14 protein-coding genes are annotated in these 16,437 nt (G+C 71.6%); 2 read left to right on the top strand and 12 right to left on the bottom strand.

Annotated elements, in window-relative coordinates; genetic code table 11:
• Nucleotides 1-51 precede the first annotated feature (51 nt).
• The 7 genes from AB0H82_RS03070 to pdhA form a co-directional block, all read right to left on the bottom strand.
• The gene (locus tag AB0H82_RS03070) at nt 52-1,029 is read right to left on the bottom strand and encodes an NAD(P)H-quinone oxidoreductase (protein WP_362988146.1); all 978 of its coding nucleotides are present in this window, start codon (nt 1,027-1,029) and stop codon (nt 52-54) included.
• A gap of 105 nt (nt 1,030-1,134) precedes the next feature.
• Complete coding sequence (locus AB0H82_RS03075; protein WP_362988148.1) at nt 1,135-2,232, bottom strand: potassium channel family protein; 1,098 nt, start codon at nt 2,230-2,232, stop codon at nt 1,135-1,137.
• Complete coding sequence (locus AB0H82_RS03080) at nt 2,229-3,905, bottom strand: molybdopterin molybdotransferase MoeA (protein WP_362988150.1); 1,677 nt, start codon at nt 3,903-3,905, stop codon at nt 2,229-2,231. The genes AB0H82_RS03075 and AB0H82_RS03080 overlap by 4 nt, the downstream gene beginning before the upstream one ends.
• Nucleotides 3,902-4,876 carry an NTP transferase domain-containing protein gene (locus tag AB0H82_RS03085; protein WP_362988152.1) on the bottom strand — a complete coding sequence of 325 codons (975 nt, stop codon included), beginning with the start codon at nt 4,874-4,876 and terminating at the stop codon, nt 3,902-3,904. Before AB0H82_RS03085 ends, AB0H82_RS03080 begins: the two co-directional genes overlap by 4 nt.
• A 90-nt stretch (nt 4,877-4,966) precedes the next feature.
• Entirely contained in the window at nt 4,967-6,391 is a 1,425-nt protein-coding gene (locus AB0H82_RS03090) for a dihydrolipoamide acetyltransferase family protein (protein ID WP_362988154.1), read from the bottom strand.
• 26 nt (nt 6,392-6,417) lie between these two features.
• The gene (locus tag AB0H82_RS03095; RefSeq protein WP_362988156.1) at nt 6,418-7,434 is read right to left on the bottom strand and encodes an alpha-ketoacid dehydrogenase subunit beta; all 1,017 of its coding nucleotides are present in this window, start codon (nt 7,432-7,434) and stop codon (nt 6,418-6,420) included.
• Nucleotides 7,431-8,576 (bottom strand): pyruvate dehydrogenase (acetyl-transferring) E1 component subunit alpha, encoded by a 1,146-nt coding sequence (pdhA, locus tag AB0H82_RS03100; protein ID WP_362988158.1) that lies wholly within the window; start codon nt 8,574-8,576, stop codon nt 7,431-7,433. The genes AB0H82_RS03095 and pdhA overlap by 4 nt, the downstream gene beginning before the upstream one ends.
• Before the next feature lie 190 nt (nt 8,577-8,766).
• Here pdhA and AB0H82_RS03105 point away from each other — a divergent pair, with 190 nt between their 5' ends.
• Nucleotides 8,767-9,348: an Lrp/AsnC family transcriptional regulator gene (locus tag AB0H82_RS03105; RefSeq protein ID WP_362988160.1), complete on the top strand. Its 582-nt coding sequence runs from the start codon at nt 8,767-8,769 to the stop codon at nt 9,346-9,348.
• Between the two features lie 30 nt (nt 9,349-9,378).
• Here AB0H82_RS03105 and AB0H82_RS03110 read toward each other — a convergent pair whose 3' ends face one another.
• Nucleotides 9,379-9,972: a TetR/AcrR family transcriptional regulator gene (locus AB0H82_RS03110; protein ID WP_362988162.1), complete on the bottom strand. Its 594-nt coding sequence runs from the start codon at nt 9,970-9,972 to the stop codon at nt 9,379-9,381.
• Nucleotides 9,969-11,480 carry a 3-hydroxyacyl-CoA dehydrogenase gene (locus tag AB0H82_RS03115; RefSeq protein ID WP_362988164.1) on the bottom strand — a complete coding sequence of 504 codons (1,512 nt, stop codon included), beginning with the start codon at nt 11,478-11,480 and terminating at the stop codon, nt 9,969-9,971. Before AB0H82_RS03115 ends, AB0H82_RS03110 begins: the two co-directional genes overlap by 4 nt.
• A gap of 197 nt (nt 11,481-11,677) precedes the next feature.
• On the opposite strand from AB0H82_RS03115, the gene paaN reads away from it, so the two are divergent.
• Entirely contained in the window at nt 11,678-13,366 is a 1,689-nt protein-coding gene (gene paaN / locus AB0H82_RS03120; RefSeq protein ID WP_362988166.1) for a phenylacetic acid degradation protein PaaN, read from the top strand.
• A gap of 54 nt (nt 13,367-13,420) precedes the next feature.
• Here paaN and AB0H82_RS03125 read toward each other — a convergent pair whose 3' ends face one another.
• From AB0H82_RS03125 to AB0H82_RS03135, 3 genes are all read right to left on the bottom strand, one after another.
• Nucleotides 13,421-14,200, bottom strand: coding sequence for an RNA methyltransferase (locus AB0H82_RS03125; protein ID WP_362988168.1), 780 nt, complete (start codon nt 14,198-14,200; stop codon nt 13,421-13,423).
• The gene (locus tag AB0H82_RS03130; protein ID WP_362988314.1) at nt 14,197-15,459 is read right to left on the bottom strand and encodes an HTTM domain-containing protein; all 1,263 of its coding nucleotides are present in this window, start codon (nt 15,457-15,459) and stop codon (nt 14,197-14,199) included. The genes AB0H82_RS03125 and AB0H82_RS03130 overlap by 4 nt, the downstream gene beginning before the upstream one ends.
• A 74-nt stretch (nt 15,460-15,533) precedes the next feature.
• Nucleotides 15,534-16,301, bottom strand: a complete 768-nt coding sequence (locus AB0H82_RS03135; protein WP_362988170.1) for a DUF5819 family protein — start codon at nt 16,299-16,301, stop codon at nt 15,534-15,536.
• Between the last annotated feature and the right edge of the window lie 136 nt (nt 16,302-16,437).

Here is a 16,437-nt window from a genome sequence, read left to right on the forward strand (position 1 = left end):
AAGCGTCACATGGTGCAATGAATCCGGCATCTCGACCAGGTGGTCGCTCAGCTACCGCGTGAGAAGCACCTTGCCGATGTGGCTGCTCTCCTCCAGGACCCGGTGCGCCGCCGCCGCGTCGCTCATCGGCACCGTCCGGTCGACGATGGGCCGCACATGGCCCCCGCCGATCAGCGGCCACACGTGCTCACGCACCGCCGCGACGATGGATGCCTTCTCGGCGGGCGGACGACCGCGCAGGGAGGTCGCGGTGACGGCGCCCCTCTTGTTGAGGAGCGCGCCGATGTTCAGCTCGCCCTTGGCGCCGCCCTGCATGCCGATGATTGCGAGCCTGCCGTTGACGGCGAGGGCCTTGACGTTCCGGTCCAGGTACTTCGCGCCCATGTTGTCGAGGATGACGTCCGCGCCCGCCCCGCCCGTGGCCCGCTCGATCTCCTCGACGAAGTCCTGCTCGCGGTAGTTGATGAGGACGTCCGCCCCGAGCTCACCGCAGAACGCGAGCTTCTCCTTGCTGCCCGCCGTCACGGCGACCTTCGCACCGACGGCCTTGGCGAGCTGGATCGCCATGGTGCCGATGCCGCTGGAACCGCCGTGTGCGAGCAGCGTCTCGCCCGGCCGCAGATGGGCGATCATGAAGACGTTGGACCAGACCGTCGAGGTCACCTCGGGCAGCGCGGCCGCCGTGACGAGGTCGACGCCCTCGGGCACGGGCATCAGCTGTCCGGCCGGCACGACGACCCGCTCCGCGTATCCGCCGCCCGAGAGCAGCGCGCACACCTCGTCGCCGACCGCCCAGCCGGAGACGCCGGGGCCGAGCGCGGCGATACGGCCCGAGCACTCCAGGCCGGGATACAGGGAGGCGCCGGGCGGCGGGTTGTAGAACCCCTGCCGCTGCAGCAGGTCGGCGCGGTTCACGGCGCTCGCCACCACGTCGACGAGCACCTCGCCCTCGTCGGGCACGGGGTCGGACACCTCGGCCCATACGAGCGCTTCAGGACCACCGGGTTCGGGAATCGTGATCGCATACATACGGCCGAGGCTACTCGCGTCGTCCGAACCCGCATCCGGCACGCACCCGCAGGCGTCGGGTCGAGCCGGGCCGGGTCGGGTCGGGTCGGGTCGAGCCAGGTTGCGTCAGCTTGGGGGCAGCGGCTTCAGGTCCGGGGCGACCGTCGTGCCGGGGGAGGCGCGGACGATGGTGATCAGGCGGTCGGTCAACTGCAGCTTGCCGACCGCCGGATCGTCGTAGCCGAGGACACGATGCCCTCGTACGACGCTCACCACCAGGTCGTCCGTCTCCCGCACGCTGCGGCCCACCTCGGCCTTTATCACCGGCCGCTCGACGAGATCGAGCCCGCTGCCCTGCTGGATCAGATCCTCCATGACCATGCCCGCGCTCGGGCTGAGCACGGAGAGCCCGAGCAGCCGGCCCGCCGCACTGGCGCTGGTGATCACGGCGTCCGCGCCGGACTGGCGGAGCAGCGGCGCGTTCTCCTCCTCGCGGACCGCCGCGACGATCTTCGCCCCGCGGTTCAGCTGGCGCGCGGTGAGGGCGACCAGCACCGCCGTGTCGTCGCGCTGTGTCGCGATGATGATCTGGCGGGCGCGCTGCACCTCGGCGCGGAGCAGCACGTCGCTGCGCGTCGCGTCGCCGATGACGCCCGCGTACCCCTCCGCCGTGGCCGCGTCGACGACCTTCGCGCTGGGGTCGACGACCACGATCTGGTCCGGCTTCAGGCCGGTGGCGCAGACGGTCTGGATCGCGGATCGACCCTTCGTACCGAAGCCGACGACGACAGTGTGTTCACGCAAGTTGGACCTCCAGCGGGACAGACGCCATTCCTCGCGCGTCCGTTCCGTGAGCACTTCGAGGGTGGTGCCGACCAGGATGATCAGGAAGAGCACGCGCAGCGGCGTGATCAGGAGGATGTTGGTGAGCCGGGCGCTGTCGCTGTACGGGACGATGTCGCCGTAACCGGTGGTGGAGAGCGTGACCGTCGCGTAGTACGCGGCGTCGAGGAAGTCGACGTGCTGGTCCGAGTTGTCGTGGTACCCGCTGCGGTCCATCCAGACGAGGCACGTCGTCAGGGCGAGCACCAGCAGCGCCATCGCGAGCCGCCGGGTGACCTGCCGCAACGGCCGCACGACCGCGCGCTGGGGCAGTTTGATCCGGTGGGTCGCGTGGTGCTCGTCGGGGTGACGCGCGATGGCGTCATGCCCGGGAAGTTTCACGTGAAACGCTCCTCGCCGTCGTCTACGGCTGCTTCGGCTCCGGCCCTGGACACAGTCGCGCCCGGTTCAAGCGACCCACCGTACAAACCCGTACCCAAGCCTGTGCCTACGCCCGTATCCCCGCCCGTACCCACGCCTGCGCCTACGCCTGTCCCCACGTCCGGCACTGCCCATGGCAGGTCCAGGACCTCCAACTCCTGTCCCCTGCGCGCCCCGCCGGGCGGCACGACCGCGAGCCCGTCGGCCGCCGCGATGCCGCGCAGCATCGCCGGGCCGTTGAAGTGCAGCGGCACGGCCAGGTCGCCGCGCAGGGCGACAGGAACGAGGCGGGTGTCGTGCGGGTGTCCTTGGACGTCGTCGCGCACGGGCGCGGTGTACGTCGAGGGGCCACCGCAGCCGGACGCGCGGCCGGAGAGCGTGCGGAGCAGGGGCTCGGCCAGGGTCAGCAGCCCGGACACGGCGGCGAGCGGGTTGCCGGGCAGCCCGACGAGGTGCTGTCCCGGCCGGGTGCGGGCCAGCAGCATGGGGTGCCCGGGCCGCACCGCGACCCCGTCCACGAGCAGGTCGGCGCCGATCCGGCGCAGGGTGGGGTGGACGTGGTCGACGGGACCCGAAGCGGTGCCGCCCGTCGTGACGATCAGGTCGGCGGTGGACTCGGTGATCGCCCGGTGCAGGGCCTCGGCGTCGTCCCCGAGGCGCCGGACAGCGGTCACTTCGGCGCCGAGAGAGTGCAGCCAGGGCGGCAGCATGGGGCCGAGCGCGTCCCGGATGAGGCCGCCGTGGGGGAGGCCCTCCGTCAGCAACTCGTCGCCCAGGACGAGGACTTCGGCGCGGGGTCGGCGGACCACCGGCAGTGTGTCGTACCCGGCGGCGGCGGCCAGACCGAGCACGGCGGGCGTCACCAGGGAACCGGCCGGCAGAAGGTGTTCCCCGGAGCGGCACTCCTGGCCGCGCGGGCGGATGTCCTGGCCCTGGACGACCTCGCGCAGGGCGTGGAGCCTGCCCTTGTCGTCGGTGCGGCCGTGCTCGCTGCGCAGCACCGCGGTGGCGTCCTGCGGGATGCGGGCGCCCGTGGCGATGCGTACGGCCTCTCCGTCGGTGAGCGCATCGGAGCGGCCGTCTCCGGCGAGGATGCCGTCGGCGCGCCCGTCGGCCCGCACGTGCCAGGGGCCGGGGCCCGCGACGACCCAGCCATCCATGGCGGAGGTGTCGAAGGACGGCAGGTCCGTCAGGGCGGTGAGCGGCGCGGCGAGGACCAGGCCGAGGGCCCGGTCCAGGGGGGCCGTGACGGGCTCGCTCCCGGGGTGCGGGGCGGCCGCACGCTCGGCACGGGCGCGTGCGTCGGACCACGGCGTGATGTTGTGGTGCTTGCCGTCGCCGGGGGTGGTGCTGGCGGGGTTGGCGGTGGCGGGGGTGGGGGCGGGCCGGGTGGTGGGGGTGGGGGTGGGTGCCGGCCGTCGTCCTGACGCGGGCTCCGGGGTCGGGCGCGGCGTCGGCCCCGGCCCCGGCCCCGGCTCCGGCTCCGGCTCCGAGGGCGAGGCTGATGCCGATGCGGGGGCCGACTGGGAGGCGGGGCCCGGCCGGGAGACCGCGCCGGCCCGGCCGGCGCGGTCCCCGTTCACCAGGGCGAGCGCCTCTTCGAGCTCGGCGTCCGGCGCGGGCTGCCCGGTCATCCGGCGTCCGGAGGCGTACGGGACGGGTCGGGCTGCGCGTCCTGCCGGTCCTCGTCCGTCCAGCGGGCCGCGAGCGCCACGGCCTTGCGCGTCGCCTCGGCCACGGCCTCCGCACCGGCGGCCGCATCACCGGCCGCGCCACCGGCCGCGTCCCCCGTGGCGGAGGCCCGCGCGGCGGCCTGTGCCGCCGCGTACCCGACGAGGAACGTGGTCAGCGGTGCCGCGGGTCTGGCCACGCCGTGCGCGGCGTCGCGAGCGAGGTCGAGGAGGGCGCCGGTGTCGACGTCCAGGTCGATGCCCAGCTCGTCCTTGACTGCGGAAATCCATTCATCCAACACGTTGCCATGCTCCCTGATGCGTGCCCGGGCAGTGGCGATGTCGTCCCAGGTGTCGCAGTCGAAAGCGGCGACGGGGTCGGCGACCCGCGTCAGGACGAGCCGCCCGGTGAGCCGCCGCAACGGCAGCCCGGCGAGCGCACCGCCGACCGCCGCGATCTCCCGCCGGAGGGCGTCCCGCCGGTAGGCCGCGACGAGCGGCTGGTCACGGCCGTCGGGGTCGGTGAGGACCGCCCCGTCCGCGCCGCTCCCGTCGAGGCCGGCGAGGAGGCTTCGTACGGTCTCCGCACCCAGGAACGGGAGGTCGGCGGAGAGCACCACGACCCGCTCCGCCGCGGCGTGCCGGAGCCCCGCGTCGAGCGCGGCCAGGGGGCCACCGCCCGCGGGCTCCTCGCGCGCCCACACCACAGGACGCGCGGTCGGCCTCGGCGCGGCCACGACGACAGTGGTCCCGGCACCGGAACAGGCTGCCAGGACACGGTCGAGCAACGTCCGGCCCCCGACCCGCACCCCCGGCTTGTCCGCACCGCCGAGCCGCGCGGCGCCGCCCCCGGCGAGTACGACGGCGTCGTACGGCCCGGAGTCGGCGGCCTGCGGCCCGGACTCGGGGTGCGGGCCGCCCTCGTTTGTGGTCACCCTCCGAGTATGGGCGCAGGAAGGATCATTGACACCCCTGAAAAATGCCCTAGGGGAAAGGCGCTTGCGTCACGCGGGCGCGATCTCCGCTCACACCGACCGCAGCAACACCGCCGGCTGCTCGACGCAGTCCGCCACATAGCGCAGGAACCCGCCCGCCGTACCGCCGTCGCACACCCGGTGGTCGAAGGTGAGCGACAGCTGCACCACGTGCCGCACCGCCAACTCCCCTTGGTGAACCCACGGCTTGGGCACGATCCGGCCCACTCCGAGCATGGCCGCCTCGGGGTGGTTGATGATCGGCGTCGAACCGTCGACGCCGAACACCCCGTAGTTGTTGAGCGTGAAGGTCCCTCCGGTCAGCTCCCCCGGGGTCAGCGTGCCCGCCCGCGCGCACTCCGTGAGCCGGATCAGCTCCGCGTTGATCGAATCCGTCGACCGCGACTGGGAATGCCGCACCACGGGGACGACCAGCCCCCGCTCGGTCTGCGCGGCGAAGCCGAGGTGGATGTCGGCGTACTGCCGCACCTCCCGCGCCTCCATGTCGACCGAGGAGTTGAGCTGGGGGAACCGGGTCAGCGCGGCGACGCTGATACGGGCGAGCAGCGCGAGCAGCGACACCTTCTGGCTGCCGTCGCGTTCCGTCATCGCCGCGTTCATCGCCGTGCGGGCCGCAAGCAGCTCCGTCGCGTCGGCGTCGACCCAGCAGGTCGCCTCCGGTATCTCCCGTCGGCTGCGGGCCATCTTGTCCGCGACCAGGCCTCGGATGCCGGTCAGCGGGTGCCGCGATTCGAGGCCTCCCCTCCGCGGCTCCTCGCCCGCCTCCACCTGGCGGCGCGCCTCGGCCCGCCCCGCGCGGATCAGCTCGTCGTCCTCACGGACCGCCGCCTTGACCCTCGCGGTCTTGCCTGCGGAGATGGCCGACTCGACATCGGCCCGCGTGATCAGCCCGTCCGGCCCCGAGCCCACGAGGCTCCGCAGCTCGACCCCGTTCTCCCGCGCCAGCTTCCGTACGAGAGGTGAGATCACCGGAATGGGGCCGTCCGCGACATCTGCCGGGGGCGGCTCAGGCGAAGCGCCGTGCATCGACTGCACCGGTCGCGCTGATTGCATTGGTTGCACTGGTTGCACTGGTTCCACCGGCCGCACTCTTTTGCGGCGCGCCGGCGCAGCCCCCGTGCCGTACCCGACCAGCACGTTCCCCGAGGACTCCTCGGCGGCCGTCTGCAGCGCCCGCTCGGCGGGCTCCTCAGGGGCCCGGGACCCGGCCGCCTCGGCCGGGGCGCCCACCGCCACCGTCAACAGCGGTGCCCCGACCGGGAGTTCCACGCCCTCCTCGCCGAAGCGGGCCGTGACCACGCCTCCGTAGGGGCACGGCACCTCGACCATCGCCTTGGCCGTCTCGACCTCGACGACCGGCTGGTCCACGGCGACGACGTCACCGACCTCGACGAGCCAGCGGACGATCTCCGCCTCCGTCAGACCTTCCCCGAGGTCGGGCAGTTTGAATTCCATACTGTTCACATCAAGAGCAGGGGCCATCAGCTCTCCGCCTCCCACTGGAGCCGCGCGACCGCGTCCAGGATCCGGTCGACACCCGGCAGGTGGTGCTTCTCCAGCATGGGCGGCGGATACGGGATGTCGAAGCCCGCGACCCGCAGCACCGGCGCCTCCAGGTGGTGGAAGCACCGCTCGGTGACCCGCGCGGCGATCTCACCGCCGGGGCCGCCGAAGCCGCCCGACTCGTGCACGACGACCGCCCGCCCCGTACGCCGCACGGACGCGGCGACCGTCTCGTCGTCGAACGGCACCAGGGAGCGGAGGTCGACCACTTCGAGGTCCCAGCCCTCGGCGCGCGCGGCCTCGGCCGCCTCCAGGCAGACGGGCACGGACGGGCCGTACGTGATGAGAGTGGCGCTGCGCCCGGCGCGCCGCACGACCGCGCGGCCTATCGGTTCAACGCTCTGCGGTGCCTCCGGGTTCCAGTCCGCCTTGGACCAGTACAGGCGCTTCGGCTCCAGGAAGACGACCGGGTCGTCGGAGGCGATGGAGGCGCGCAGCAGGCCGTAGGCGTCGGAGACGGTGGCCGGCGTGACGACATGGAGGCCCGGCGTCGCGATGTAGTACGCCTCGGAGGAATCGCTGTGGTGCTCGACTCCGCCGATGCCGCCTCCGTAGGGCACGCGGACGGTGATGGGCAGCGGCATGGCGCCGCGCGTGCGGTTCCGCATCCGCGCCACGTGCGAGATCAGCTGCTCGAAGGCGGGATAGGCGAATGCGTCGAACTGCATTTCGACGACGGGCCGCAGGCCGTACATCGCCATGCCGACCGCCGTGCCGAGAATGCCCGCCTCGGCCAGCGGCGTGTCCGTGCAGCGGTCCTCGCCGAACTCCTTGGCGAGCCCGTCGGTGACCCTGAAGACGCCGCCGAGCGCTCCCACGTCCTCTCCGAGGACGTGCACGGACGGGTCCTCGGCCATGGAGTCCCGCAGCGCGCGCCCGAGCGCCTGCGCCATGGTGGCCGGTTTGGTGGCGGGCTTCGCCGCGACCGTGGTCATCGCGCTTCCTCCTCGGCCTCTTCCGAGGCCACCTCCAGCTCGGCCCGCAACTGTGCCGCCTGCTCCCGCAGTTGCGTGGTCTGCTCGGCGTACACGTGCGTGAAAAGGTCCATCGGGTCGAGCGTGGGATCCTGGTTCATGCGTTCCCGCAGGTCGGCCGCCATGGCCTCGGCGTCGTCGCTCGTCCGTCGCTTCGTCTCGTCGTCCAGGAGTCCGCGCTCCGTCAACTCCCGCTCCAGGAGCAGGATCGGGTCGTGGTCCCGCCAGGCGTCGACGTCGGTGTCCTGGCGGTAACGCGTGGCATCGTCGGCGTTCGTATGGGCTTCCATGCGGTACGTGACGGCCTCGACGAGCGTCGGACCACCGCCCCGCCGGGCGCGGGCGACCGCTTCGCTCAGGACTTCGTGCATCGCCGCCGCGTCGTTGCCGTCCACCAGGCGTCCCGGCATGCCGTACCCCACGGCCTTGTGGGCGAGGGAGGGCGCGGCGGTCTGCTTGGCGAGCGGCACGGAGATAGCGAAGCCGTTGTTCTGCACGAGGAAGACCACGGGGGCCTGCCACACCGCCGCGAAGTTCAGCGCCTCGTGGAAGTCGCCCTCGCTGGTGCCGCCGTCGCCGACCATGGCGAGCGCGACCACTTCGTCGCCCTTGAGCCGGGCGGCGTGCGCGAGGCCCACGGCGTGCGGGAGTTGCGTCGCGAGAGGGGTGCTCAGGGGCGCTACCCGGTGCTCGCGCGGGTCGTAACCAGTGTGCCAGTCGCCGCGCAGCAGCGTCAGCGCGGCGACGGGGTCGAGGCCGCGGGCGACGACGGCGAGCGTGTCCCGGTAGCTGGGGAAGAGCCAGTCCCGCTCGTCCAGGGCGAGCGCCGCGGCGACCTCGCACGCCTCCTGTCCGGTGCTGGAGGGGTAGACCGCCAGCCTGCCCTGCTTCGTCAGGGCGGTCGCCTGGGTGTTGTAGCGGCGACCGCGCACCAGTTCCGCGTAGAGACGGCGCAGCAGCCCCGGGTCGGCCTTCTCGGCGGCCTGGGTGCCGAGGACGCGGTACGGCTCCGCGTCCGGCAGCAGCGGCGCGGGGTCGGTCCTGGGCTGCCAAGCGGGGGGCGGGGCGGGCCGGTAGGCACCCCGCTGCTCCATGACCGTCATGACGGCACCTCCTGGGGAAGCGGTCTCCTCGTGGGAGTGGGCAAACGAGGCGCGCCGACGTGATGCGCCTCACCTACCGATTGTTCGGTCGACGGCACATTTTGGCTACAGGCACCTCCAGGCTGTGGACAAACGGTTCTCCACAGCCTGGGATGGACGCAGTACGTCCATGGTAGGGAGGCGGGGGGACATGGCATCTGAACGAATGGCCGACGGGCACGACGGCGACCTCCCGGAGCCCCGGATTCCTGAACCGCGCCCCTCTGAGCGCCCCTCCGGGACCCGCGCCCCCGAGCCCCGCGTCCCCGAACCCGCGAGACCGGACCCCCGCCCCTTGGACGCCATAGACCGCGACATCCTGCAGATCCTGCACACGGACGGACGCGCGTCGATACGTTCCGTGGCCGAGCAGGTCCATGTGTCCCGTGCCAACGCGTACGCGCGCATCAACCGCCTCATCGACGACGGCGTCATCCGGGGCTTCGGCGCGCGGATCAATCATGAGCGTGCCGGGCAGGGCGCGTCCGCGTACATCACGCTCAAGATCGTCCAGAACACCTGGCGCACGGTGCGCGAACATCTGCGCGCGCTCCCCGGCGCCTCCCACATCGCGCTCGTCAGCGGCGACTTCGACGTCCTGCTCCTGGTGCACACGCCGGACAACCGCGCGCTGCGGGAGCTGGTGCTCACCCGGCTGCAGTCCATCCCCGAAGTGCTCAGCACCCGTACGTTGCTGGTCTTCGAGGAGGACGACATGGAGCCGGACAGCTGACCCCGGCGGCCGGGGTTCAGCGGTGGGGGTTCACCGGTCGGTGCGCAGTCCCGCGAACGCCAACTGCACCACCGCGTCGGCGATCTGCTCGCCATTGGCGGCGCCCCGGCTCTCCGGGCGGTACCACTCCACAATGGAGTTGATCATTCCGAAGAGCAGCCGGGTGGCCAGCCGCAGGTCGCCGTCGGAGCGCAGGTCACCGTCCGCGGCGGCCTCCTTGAGCAGCTCGGCCACCTGCTGGTCGAACTCTCTGCGCCGTTCCATGGCCCACCGCTCGGTGTCCGTGTTGCCGCGCACCCGCAGCAGCAGCGTCACGTAGGGCAGCTCGGCGACCAGCACCTCCACGGTGCGGCGCGTGACGTACTCCAGGCGCTCCACGGCACGGCCCACGCGCGCGCGCTCCTCGGCGAGGATGCCGAAGAGCCCGTCGAGTGCCCGGCTCACCGCACGGCGCAGCAGCTCCTCCTTGCCCGCCACGTGGTGGTAGATCGACGACTTGGAGATGCCGGCCGCCTTGGAGAGGTGCTCCATGGACGTGCCGTCGTAGCCGCGTTCGTTGAAGACCCGGACGGCCACGTTCAGCAGTGTCTCCGGGGTGTACGTGTCCCGTCGGACGGTGGTCATGAGTACTCCTCTCGCACGGCCTGGCGCCGCAGTGCCTGGGAGGGCGCGTAACGCCCGGTGGGGTACTCGTCGTGCAGGACGTCGAGCGCCTCGGCCACGCGGTACGTGGTGAGGCGGCGGCCCCATTCGATGGGCCCGAGCGGGTAGTTGACGCCGAGGCGCATGGCGGTGTCGATGTCCTCGGCGTCCGCCACCTCGCGTCCGACGGCGTCCAGGGCGAAGTCGACGAGCATCCACACCGTGCGGGCCACGATCATCCCCGGGGTGTGCCCGATGACGCTGACCTTCTTGCCGAGCGCCTGGAAGAGGCCGATCGCTTCCTTGAGGGACCGCTCGCTCACCCTGCTCGAAGGGGCTAGGGCGATCCTCGTCGCGGTGCGGTAGTCCAGTGCGAGGTCGAAGTGGATCGTGGGCTCCGCCGCGGCGTCGGCGGCCGTGCCGTCGGCGAGAGCGAGCCGCGCCCCGCTGGGGAGCTCGATGCAGCCGGGGTGGCTCGGCACTCCCTTGCCGCGGTCGACCCGTACGCCCGCCGTCCCCATCAGGTCGATCAGCGCGTCCGCAGGGAACAGGTCACCGTGCACGGCGACGGCCGCCGGGGCCTTCTCGGGCGGCGCGGTGTGCGGTTCCGCGCGCGGGGCGTCGTCTCCGTACGCGTACCAGCCCTGGCCCGACTTCCGCCCGAGACGGCGCGACTCGACGAGGCGGCGCTGCGCAAGGGAGGGCGTGAACTTGGGGTCCTGGTAGAAGGCCTCCCACACGGAGCGTGTGACGGCTTCGTTGACGTCCTGGCCGATGAGGTCGGTGAGCTCGAAGGGCCCCATCTTGAAGCCGCCGCACTCGCGCAGCACGGCGTCGATCGTGGCCGGGTCGGCGACCCGCTCCTCGTACAGGCGCAGCGCCTCGGCGTAGAAGGGCCGCGCGATGCGGTTGACGATGAAGCCGGGGGTGTCCGCGCAGCGCACCGGGGTCTTGCCCCAGGCCTTTGCGGTCCCGTACGCGCGCGTGGCCGCCGACTCGTCCGTCGCGAAGCCGCTGACGACCTCGACGAGGGGGAGCAGGGGCGCCGGGTTGAAGAAGTGCAGGCCGACGAATCGGCCGGGCTCGCGCAGGGCGCCCGCGATGGCGGTCACGGAGAGGGACGAGGTGTTGGTGGCCAGCAGACAGTCCTCGGCGACGACCTCTTCGAGGTCTTGGAACAGCTCCTGTTTGACGTCCAGTTGCTCCAAGATCGCTTCGACGACGAGTCCGCAGTCGGCGAGCTCCGCGAGGCTCTCGGCGGGAGTGAGCCCGGCACCGGCCGCGGCGCGGTCCTCGGCACTCAGCCGGCCCTTCTCTACGAGCCGGTCCAGACGGGCCCCGATCGCGTCGGCAGCCGCCCGCGCACGGCCTGGCACGGCGTCGTACAGCCGCACGGGGTGGCCCGCGACCAGGGCGACCTGGGCGATGCCCTGCCCCATGGTTCCGGTACCGACCACGGCAACGGCGCTGCTGAGCTCGAGTGCTGTCATGCTCGCGATCCTCCCGCACGGCCCGTCGGCCGCAGGGTTCGGGGGTGGCCGTGAAGAAGTTGTCCACAGGTTCGGCGGACCCCCTTGTCCCGACCGATCGTTCGGTTACTCTAGCTCTGTCAGAGCGTTCCTGCCCACCGTCCCTGCCCAGCTCGCCAGCTCGATGAAGAGCTGCCCGAGGAGGAGTTGGTCCCGTCATGGCCGCCGAACTCACCGCGCACCAGCTGATCGCCAAGCACCGGCCCACCCTCGACCAGGCGCTGGAGACCATCCGCACGCGTGCGTACTGGTCCCCCCACCCCGAGCACCCGAAGGCGTACGGGGACGGCAGCCTGAGCCTCCCCGAAGGAAAGGCCGCCTTCGACGCCCTCCAGGGCACCCGCTTCGACCTCGACCAGCCCGGCACGGACGACTGGGTGGGCGGGGAAGTATCTCCGTACGGGCCGGAGTTGGGGATCACATATCCCCACCCGGACATCGACACCCTGCTCCCCGCCATGCGCGCCGGAATGCGCGCCTGGCGCGACGCGGGCGCGGAAGTGCGCGCGATGGTCTGCCTGGAGATCCTGTCGCGGATCAGCGCCCGTACGCACGAGTTCGCGCACGCGGTCATGCACACCAGCGGCCAGGCCTTCATGATGGCCTTCCAGGCGGGCGGCCCGCACGCCCAGGACCGCGGCCTGGAAGCAGTCGCTTACGCGTACGTGGAGCAGGCCCGCACCCCCGACGCCGCCGAGTGGACCAAGCCCCAGGGCAAGCGCGACCCGATCGCGCTGAACAAGCGGTTCACGCCCGTCGCCCGCGGCATCTCGCTCATGATCGGCTGCAACACCTTCCCGACGTGGAACGGCTATCCGGGCCTCTTCGCCTCGCTCGCCACCGGCAACCCCGTCCTGGTCAAACCCCACCCGCGCGCGGTGCTGCCCCTGGCTCTCACCGTGCGCATCGCCCGCGAGGTCCTCGCCGAGGCGGGCTTCGACCCGAACCTCGTCTGTCTGGCCGTCGAGCGGCCCGGTGAGGGCATCGCCAAGACGCTCGCCGTACGCCCCGAAATCAAGATCATCGACTACACGGGATCGACGTCGTTCGGCGACTGGCTGGAGGCCAACGCCCGCCAGGCGCAGGTCTACACGGAAAAGGCCGGGGTCAACACGGTCGTCGTCGAGTCGACGGACAACTACAAGGGAATGCTGGCCAACCTCGCCTTCTCCCTGTCCCTGTACAGCGGCCAGATGTGCACCACCCCGCAGAACCTGCTCATCCCGCGCGACGGCATCGAGACGGACGCCGGCCCCAAGTCGTACGACGACGTGGTGGCGGACCTCGCCTCCTCGGTGAGCGGCCTCCTCGGCGACGACGCCCGGGCGAACGGCATCCTCGGCGCGCTGGTCAACCCTGATGTGAAGGCGCGCCTGGAAGCAGCCGCGGGTCTCGGCGAGGTCGCCCTTCCTTCCCGGGAGATCGCCAACCCCGAATTCCCGGACGCGGTGGTCCGCACCCCGGTGATCGTCAAGCTGGACGGCGCCAAGCCGGACGCCGAGGCCGCCTATCTGAGCGAGTGCTTCGGACCGGTCTCCTTCGCGGTCGCCGTCGACTCCGCGACGGACGCGGTGGAGCTGCTGCGCCGCACGGTGCGCGACAAGGGAGCGATGACCGTCGGGGCGTACACGACGTCGGAGGAGTTCTCCGCCACCGTGGAGGAGACCTGCCTCGAAGAGTGCGCCCAGCTGTCCCTGAACCTCACGGGCGGCGTTTATGTGAACCAGACAGCGGCGTTCTCGGACTTCCACGGCTCGGGCGGCAACCCCGCTGCGAACGCCGCGCTGTGCGACGGCGCGTTCGTGGCCAACCGCTTCCGGGTGGTGGAGATCCGCAAGGACGCGTGACGCCTGATGCGTGATGTGCGGCGCGTGATGCGTGAGCTGTGACGCGCGGCGGGTTCAGGCCTCCGGCCCGGGAGGCCTGCCCGCCGACCAGTGGAAGAGCGCCATGCCGACGCTCGTCGCCAGGTTGTAGCTGGAGACCTGGGGGCGCATCGGCAGGGACACCAGGTGATCCGCGCGCTCCCGCAGCGCGGCCGACAGACCGCTGCGCTCGGACCCGAAAGCAAGCACGGCATCGTCCGGAAGCTTCAACCCCCTGATGTCCTCGCCCTCCGCGTCGAGCGCGAACACCGGGCCCGGCGGCAGCTCGGCCGCGTCCAGGCGCTCCACGGCGGTCGCGAAGTGCAGACCCGCACCGCCCCGCACGACCGTGGGGTGCCAGGGGTCGAGCGTGCCGGTCGTGACGACACCGGTCGCCCCGAACCCCGCGGCGAGCCGGATCACGGCGCCCGCGTTGCCCAGATTGCGCGGGTCGTCGAGCACGACGACCGGCGCCGACCTGGGCACACGCCCCAGTGCTTCGAGGTGGTCCGCCCGGGAGGGACGCACCGCCAGGGCGGCCACCGCCGTGGGATGCAGCCGCGGCACGAGGGCGCGCAGCCGCTCGTCCGGGACCTGCGCCAGCAGCGCGTCGAGCGCGCCCCTCACGTCCGGCGCCAGCTCGTCCGCGAGCGCCAGGACAGCGGACCGGTCACTGGTCAGCGCGACCGGTACCCGCGCGCCGAAGCGCAGCGCATGCTTGATCGCGTGGAAGCCGTCGAGCAGCACGGAGGTATCGGCGAGCCCGCGCCAGGCGCGTACGGCGCTGTCGGGGTCCGCCTCGTCCGTCCTGTTCATGGAGTGAAGCCTACGCGCGCGTGCTCGGGGGGCTCCTCGCCCCGCTTCCCGCCCCGGGAGCGCGGATCCGGCACAGCACCGTTGTCAGATCTGAAAGACCTGACCGACCTGACAGACCTGGTGAACCTGAGAGACCTGACTGGCCTGAGATACCTGACGGCTCCCAAACGGGAAACCACCCCTCCACGCGCGCGTGCCACCCAGCCACCCAGCCGCCGCAGGAAAGACGTCGGCAGGAACACCGCGTCGGCCGCGATCATCGCGAGCGAGAAGAACGGCAGCCCCAGGACGACCGCGATCACGGCGTGTTCGACGATCATGACGGCCAGCAGGACGTTCTTGACCCGGCGGTTGAAGAGGGTGAAGGGAAAGGCCACCTGCACGGCGACCGTCCCGTACGTCACCAGCAGCACCATGATGCCGCTGGAGGAGAGCAGTTCGGAGAGGGCGGGCCACGGGGAGAAGTAGTCGAGGTTCAGCGGGTAGTAGACGGCCGTGCCGTCCTGCCAGCGGCTGCCCTGGATCTTGTACCAGCCGGCCGTCGCGTAGATCAGACAGGCCTCGACCATGATCACCAGCAGCCCGGCGTTGTGGGCCAGATTCGCCACGACGTCGAGGAGCTTGCGCAGCTCGCTCCGCGGAGCCCGCCGCCCCACGGCCCACCACAGGCCGTGCACCAGCCACAGCCCCCAGAAGAACAGCAGCCACCCGCCGCTGAGCTCCCCCATGAATGTCACGGTCGACAGGCCGAGCCCGAAGACCCACCACAGAGCGGCCCCCTCCACACGCGCGCGTGCGTGTGCCCGCACGCGTGCCGCACGCCGCGCGTCCAGTGACCAGACCTGGCCACACCGGGTGAAGACCAGGTAGGTCGACATCAGGTGGATGACGTTGTCGCCGCCGTCCCCCATGAAGATGCTGCGGTTCTGCAGCGACAGGACACCGACCATGAAGAGCACGGACATCGCGCGCGTGTGCCAGCCGAGCAGCAGCAGGGCACTGCTGACGATCGCCAGCGCGTAGACGATCTCGAACCAGACCTGCCCGTCCGACCACATCAGAGCGGTGAAGGCGCCGTTGCTCGCGATGAGCTGCTGCGCCATGTCCCAGCTCCAGGGACCGTCGGGGCCGTACAGCTCATGGCGGTGGGGGAGTTCGCGCAGCAGGAAGAACAGCCAGGTGGCGGCGAACCCGATGCGGATCACAGCGGTCTGGTACGGGCCGAGGGCGAACCCGGTCACCTTGTCGATGCCCGGCATCTTGCCGCGGCCCAGTGCCTTACTGCGGTTCTGTGTCTTGCCGCGGCCCAGCGCCGGCGGGCGTTCGAAGCGGATCACCGGCCCATCCCCTCGGCGCGCGCACGGTCCGGCTCACCGGCGAGCGGCAGGTCGTCGGCGAGCGGCAGATCATCGGGCTCCACCGGCCACCACGGAAGCATCCGGTAGGCCGGCTTGAGGGAGACCTTCTCGTCGCTCCACTTCGGCGGCCGTACGTTGGTGGTCTTCGAGCGCAGTTGCACGCGCGCTATTTCGTCACCCCTGCCGCCCGGCTCTTCCCGGTCGAGCCGCATGTACGCGATGCGCCGGATGTAGCGCTCGGAGAGCTGACCCCGCAGGCCGACGGGACGATTCTGCGAGTCGTGCGAGCCCACGTAGAAGTCCCAGGCGCGGCGGAGTTCGTTCTGCTGCGTGTGGCTGGGCAGCAGGCTTCCGTCGATGCCTGCGCCGTCCTCGGCGGAGAGTTCGTACCAGTCCGTGGTCCGTACGCCCCCTTCGGCCGTACGGAGCTCCGCGCGGGCCTGCACCGCGACGTTCTGCTGCAACGGGTTGGGCGCGAACAGCTTCCAGTTCTGCTCGAACTCGGGGTAGATCCACTCATCGATCACGTCCCCGTGCTGCTTGGTCACCGTGTTCGACGGCGCGACGTGAAGGAAGAGCATTCCCACGTGAACGCAGGCGGCAATCGCGACGACCACCAAGGCGCACGCGGCGGCGATCTGATACCCGGGCCTGAGCCCGGCGATGCCGGGTTCGGCCGCTTCCGGCGCGGGCTCGCCGGGCCCGGCGGCCCCGCCGCCCGGACCCTTGTCGTACCCGTCCATTCCGCCCCGTTCCCCGTTCCGGCACCGAACCCTGCCGCCGGAACGGTACTCAGGCCCGACCGTCACGCACAGCGTCCGTGAAGTTATCCACAGGGTTGACACCTTATGGCGGAGGACCGCACCATTGAATCCAACG

The organism is Streptomyces sp. NPDC050732, assembly GCF_040654255.1.
Lineage (GTDB): Bacteria > Actinomycetota > Actinomycetes > Streptomycetales > Streptomycetaceae > Streptomyces.

Bases quoted from the DNA above. Each gene is read 5' to 3' on its own strand.
- AB0H82_RS03115 (WP_362988164.1), bottom strand. From the start codon at position 11,480: ATGACAGCACTCGAGCTCAGCAGCGCCGTTGCCGTGGTCGGTACCGGA.
- AB0H82_RS03130 (WP_362988314.1), bottom strand. From the start codon at position 15,459: ATGCCGGGCATCGACAAGGTGACCGGGTTCGCCCTCGGCCCGTACCAG.
- pdhA (WP_362988158.1), bottom strand. From the start codon at position 8,576: ATGACGGTCATGGAGCAGCGGGGTGCCTACCGGCCCGCCCCGCCCCCC.
- AB0H82_RS03135 (WP_362988170.1), bottom strand. From the start codon at position 16,301: ATGGACGGGTACGACAAGGGTCCGGGCGGCGGGGCCGCCGGGCCCGGC.
- AB0H82_RS03080 (WP_362988150.1), bottom strand. From the start codon at position 3,905: ATGACCGGGCAGCCCGCGCCGGACGCCGAGCTCGAAGAGGCGCTCGCC.
- AB0H82_RS03105 (WP_362988160.1), top strand. From the start codon at position 8,767: ATGGCATCTGAACGAATGGCCGACGGGCACGACGGCGACCTCCCGGAG.
- AB0H82_RS03125 (WP_362988168.1), bottom strand. From the start codon at position 14,200: ATGAACAGGACGGACGAGGCGGACCCCGACAGCGCCGTACGCGCCTGG.
- paaN (WP_362988166.1), top strand. From the start codon at position 11,678: ATGGCCGCCGAACTCACCGCGCACCAGCTGATCGCCAAGCACCGGCCC.
- AB0H82_RS03070 (WP_362988146.1), bottom strand. From the start codon at position 1,029: ATGTATGCGATCACGATTCCCGAACCCGGTGGTCCTGAAGCGCTCGTA.
- AB0H82_RS03095 (WP_362988156.1), bottom strand. From the start codon at position 7,434: ATGACCACGGTCGCGGCGAAGCCCGCCACCAAACCGGCCACCATGGCG.
- AB0H82_RS03110 (WP_362988162.1), bottom strand. From the start codon at position 9,972: ATGACCACCGTCCGACGGGACACGTACACCCCGGAGACACTGCTGAAC.
- AB0H82_RS03090 (WP_362988154.1), bottom strand. From the start codon at position 6,391: ATGGAATTCAAACTGCCCGACCTCGGGGAAGGTCTGACGGAGGCGGAG.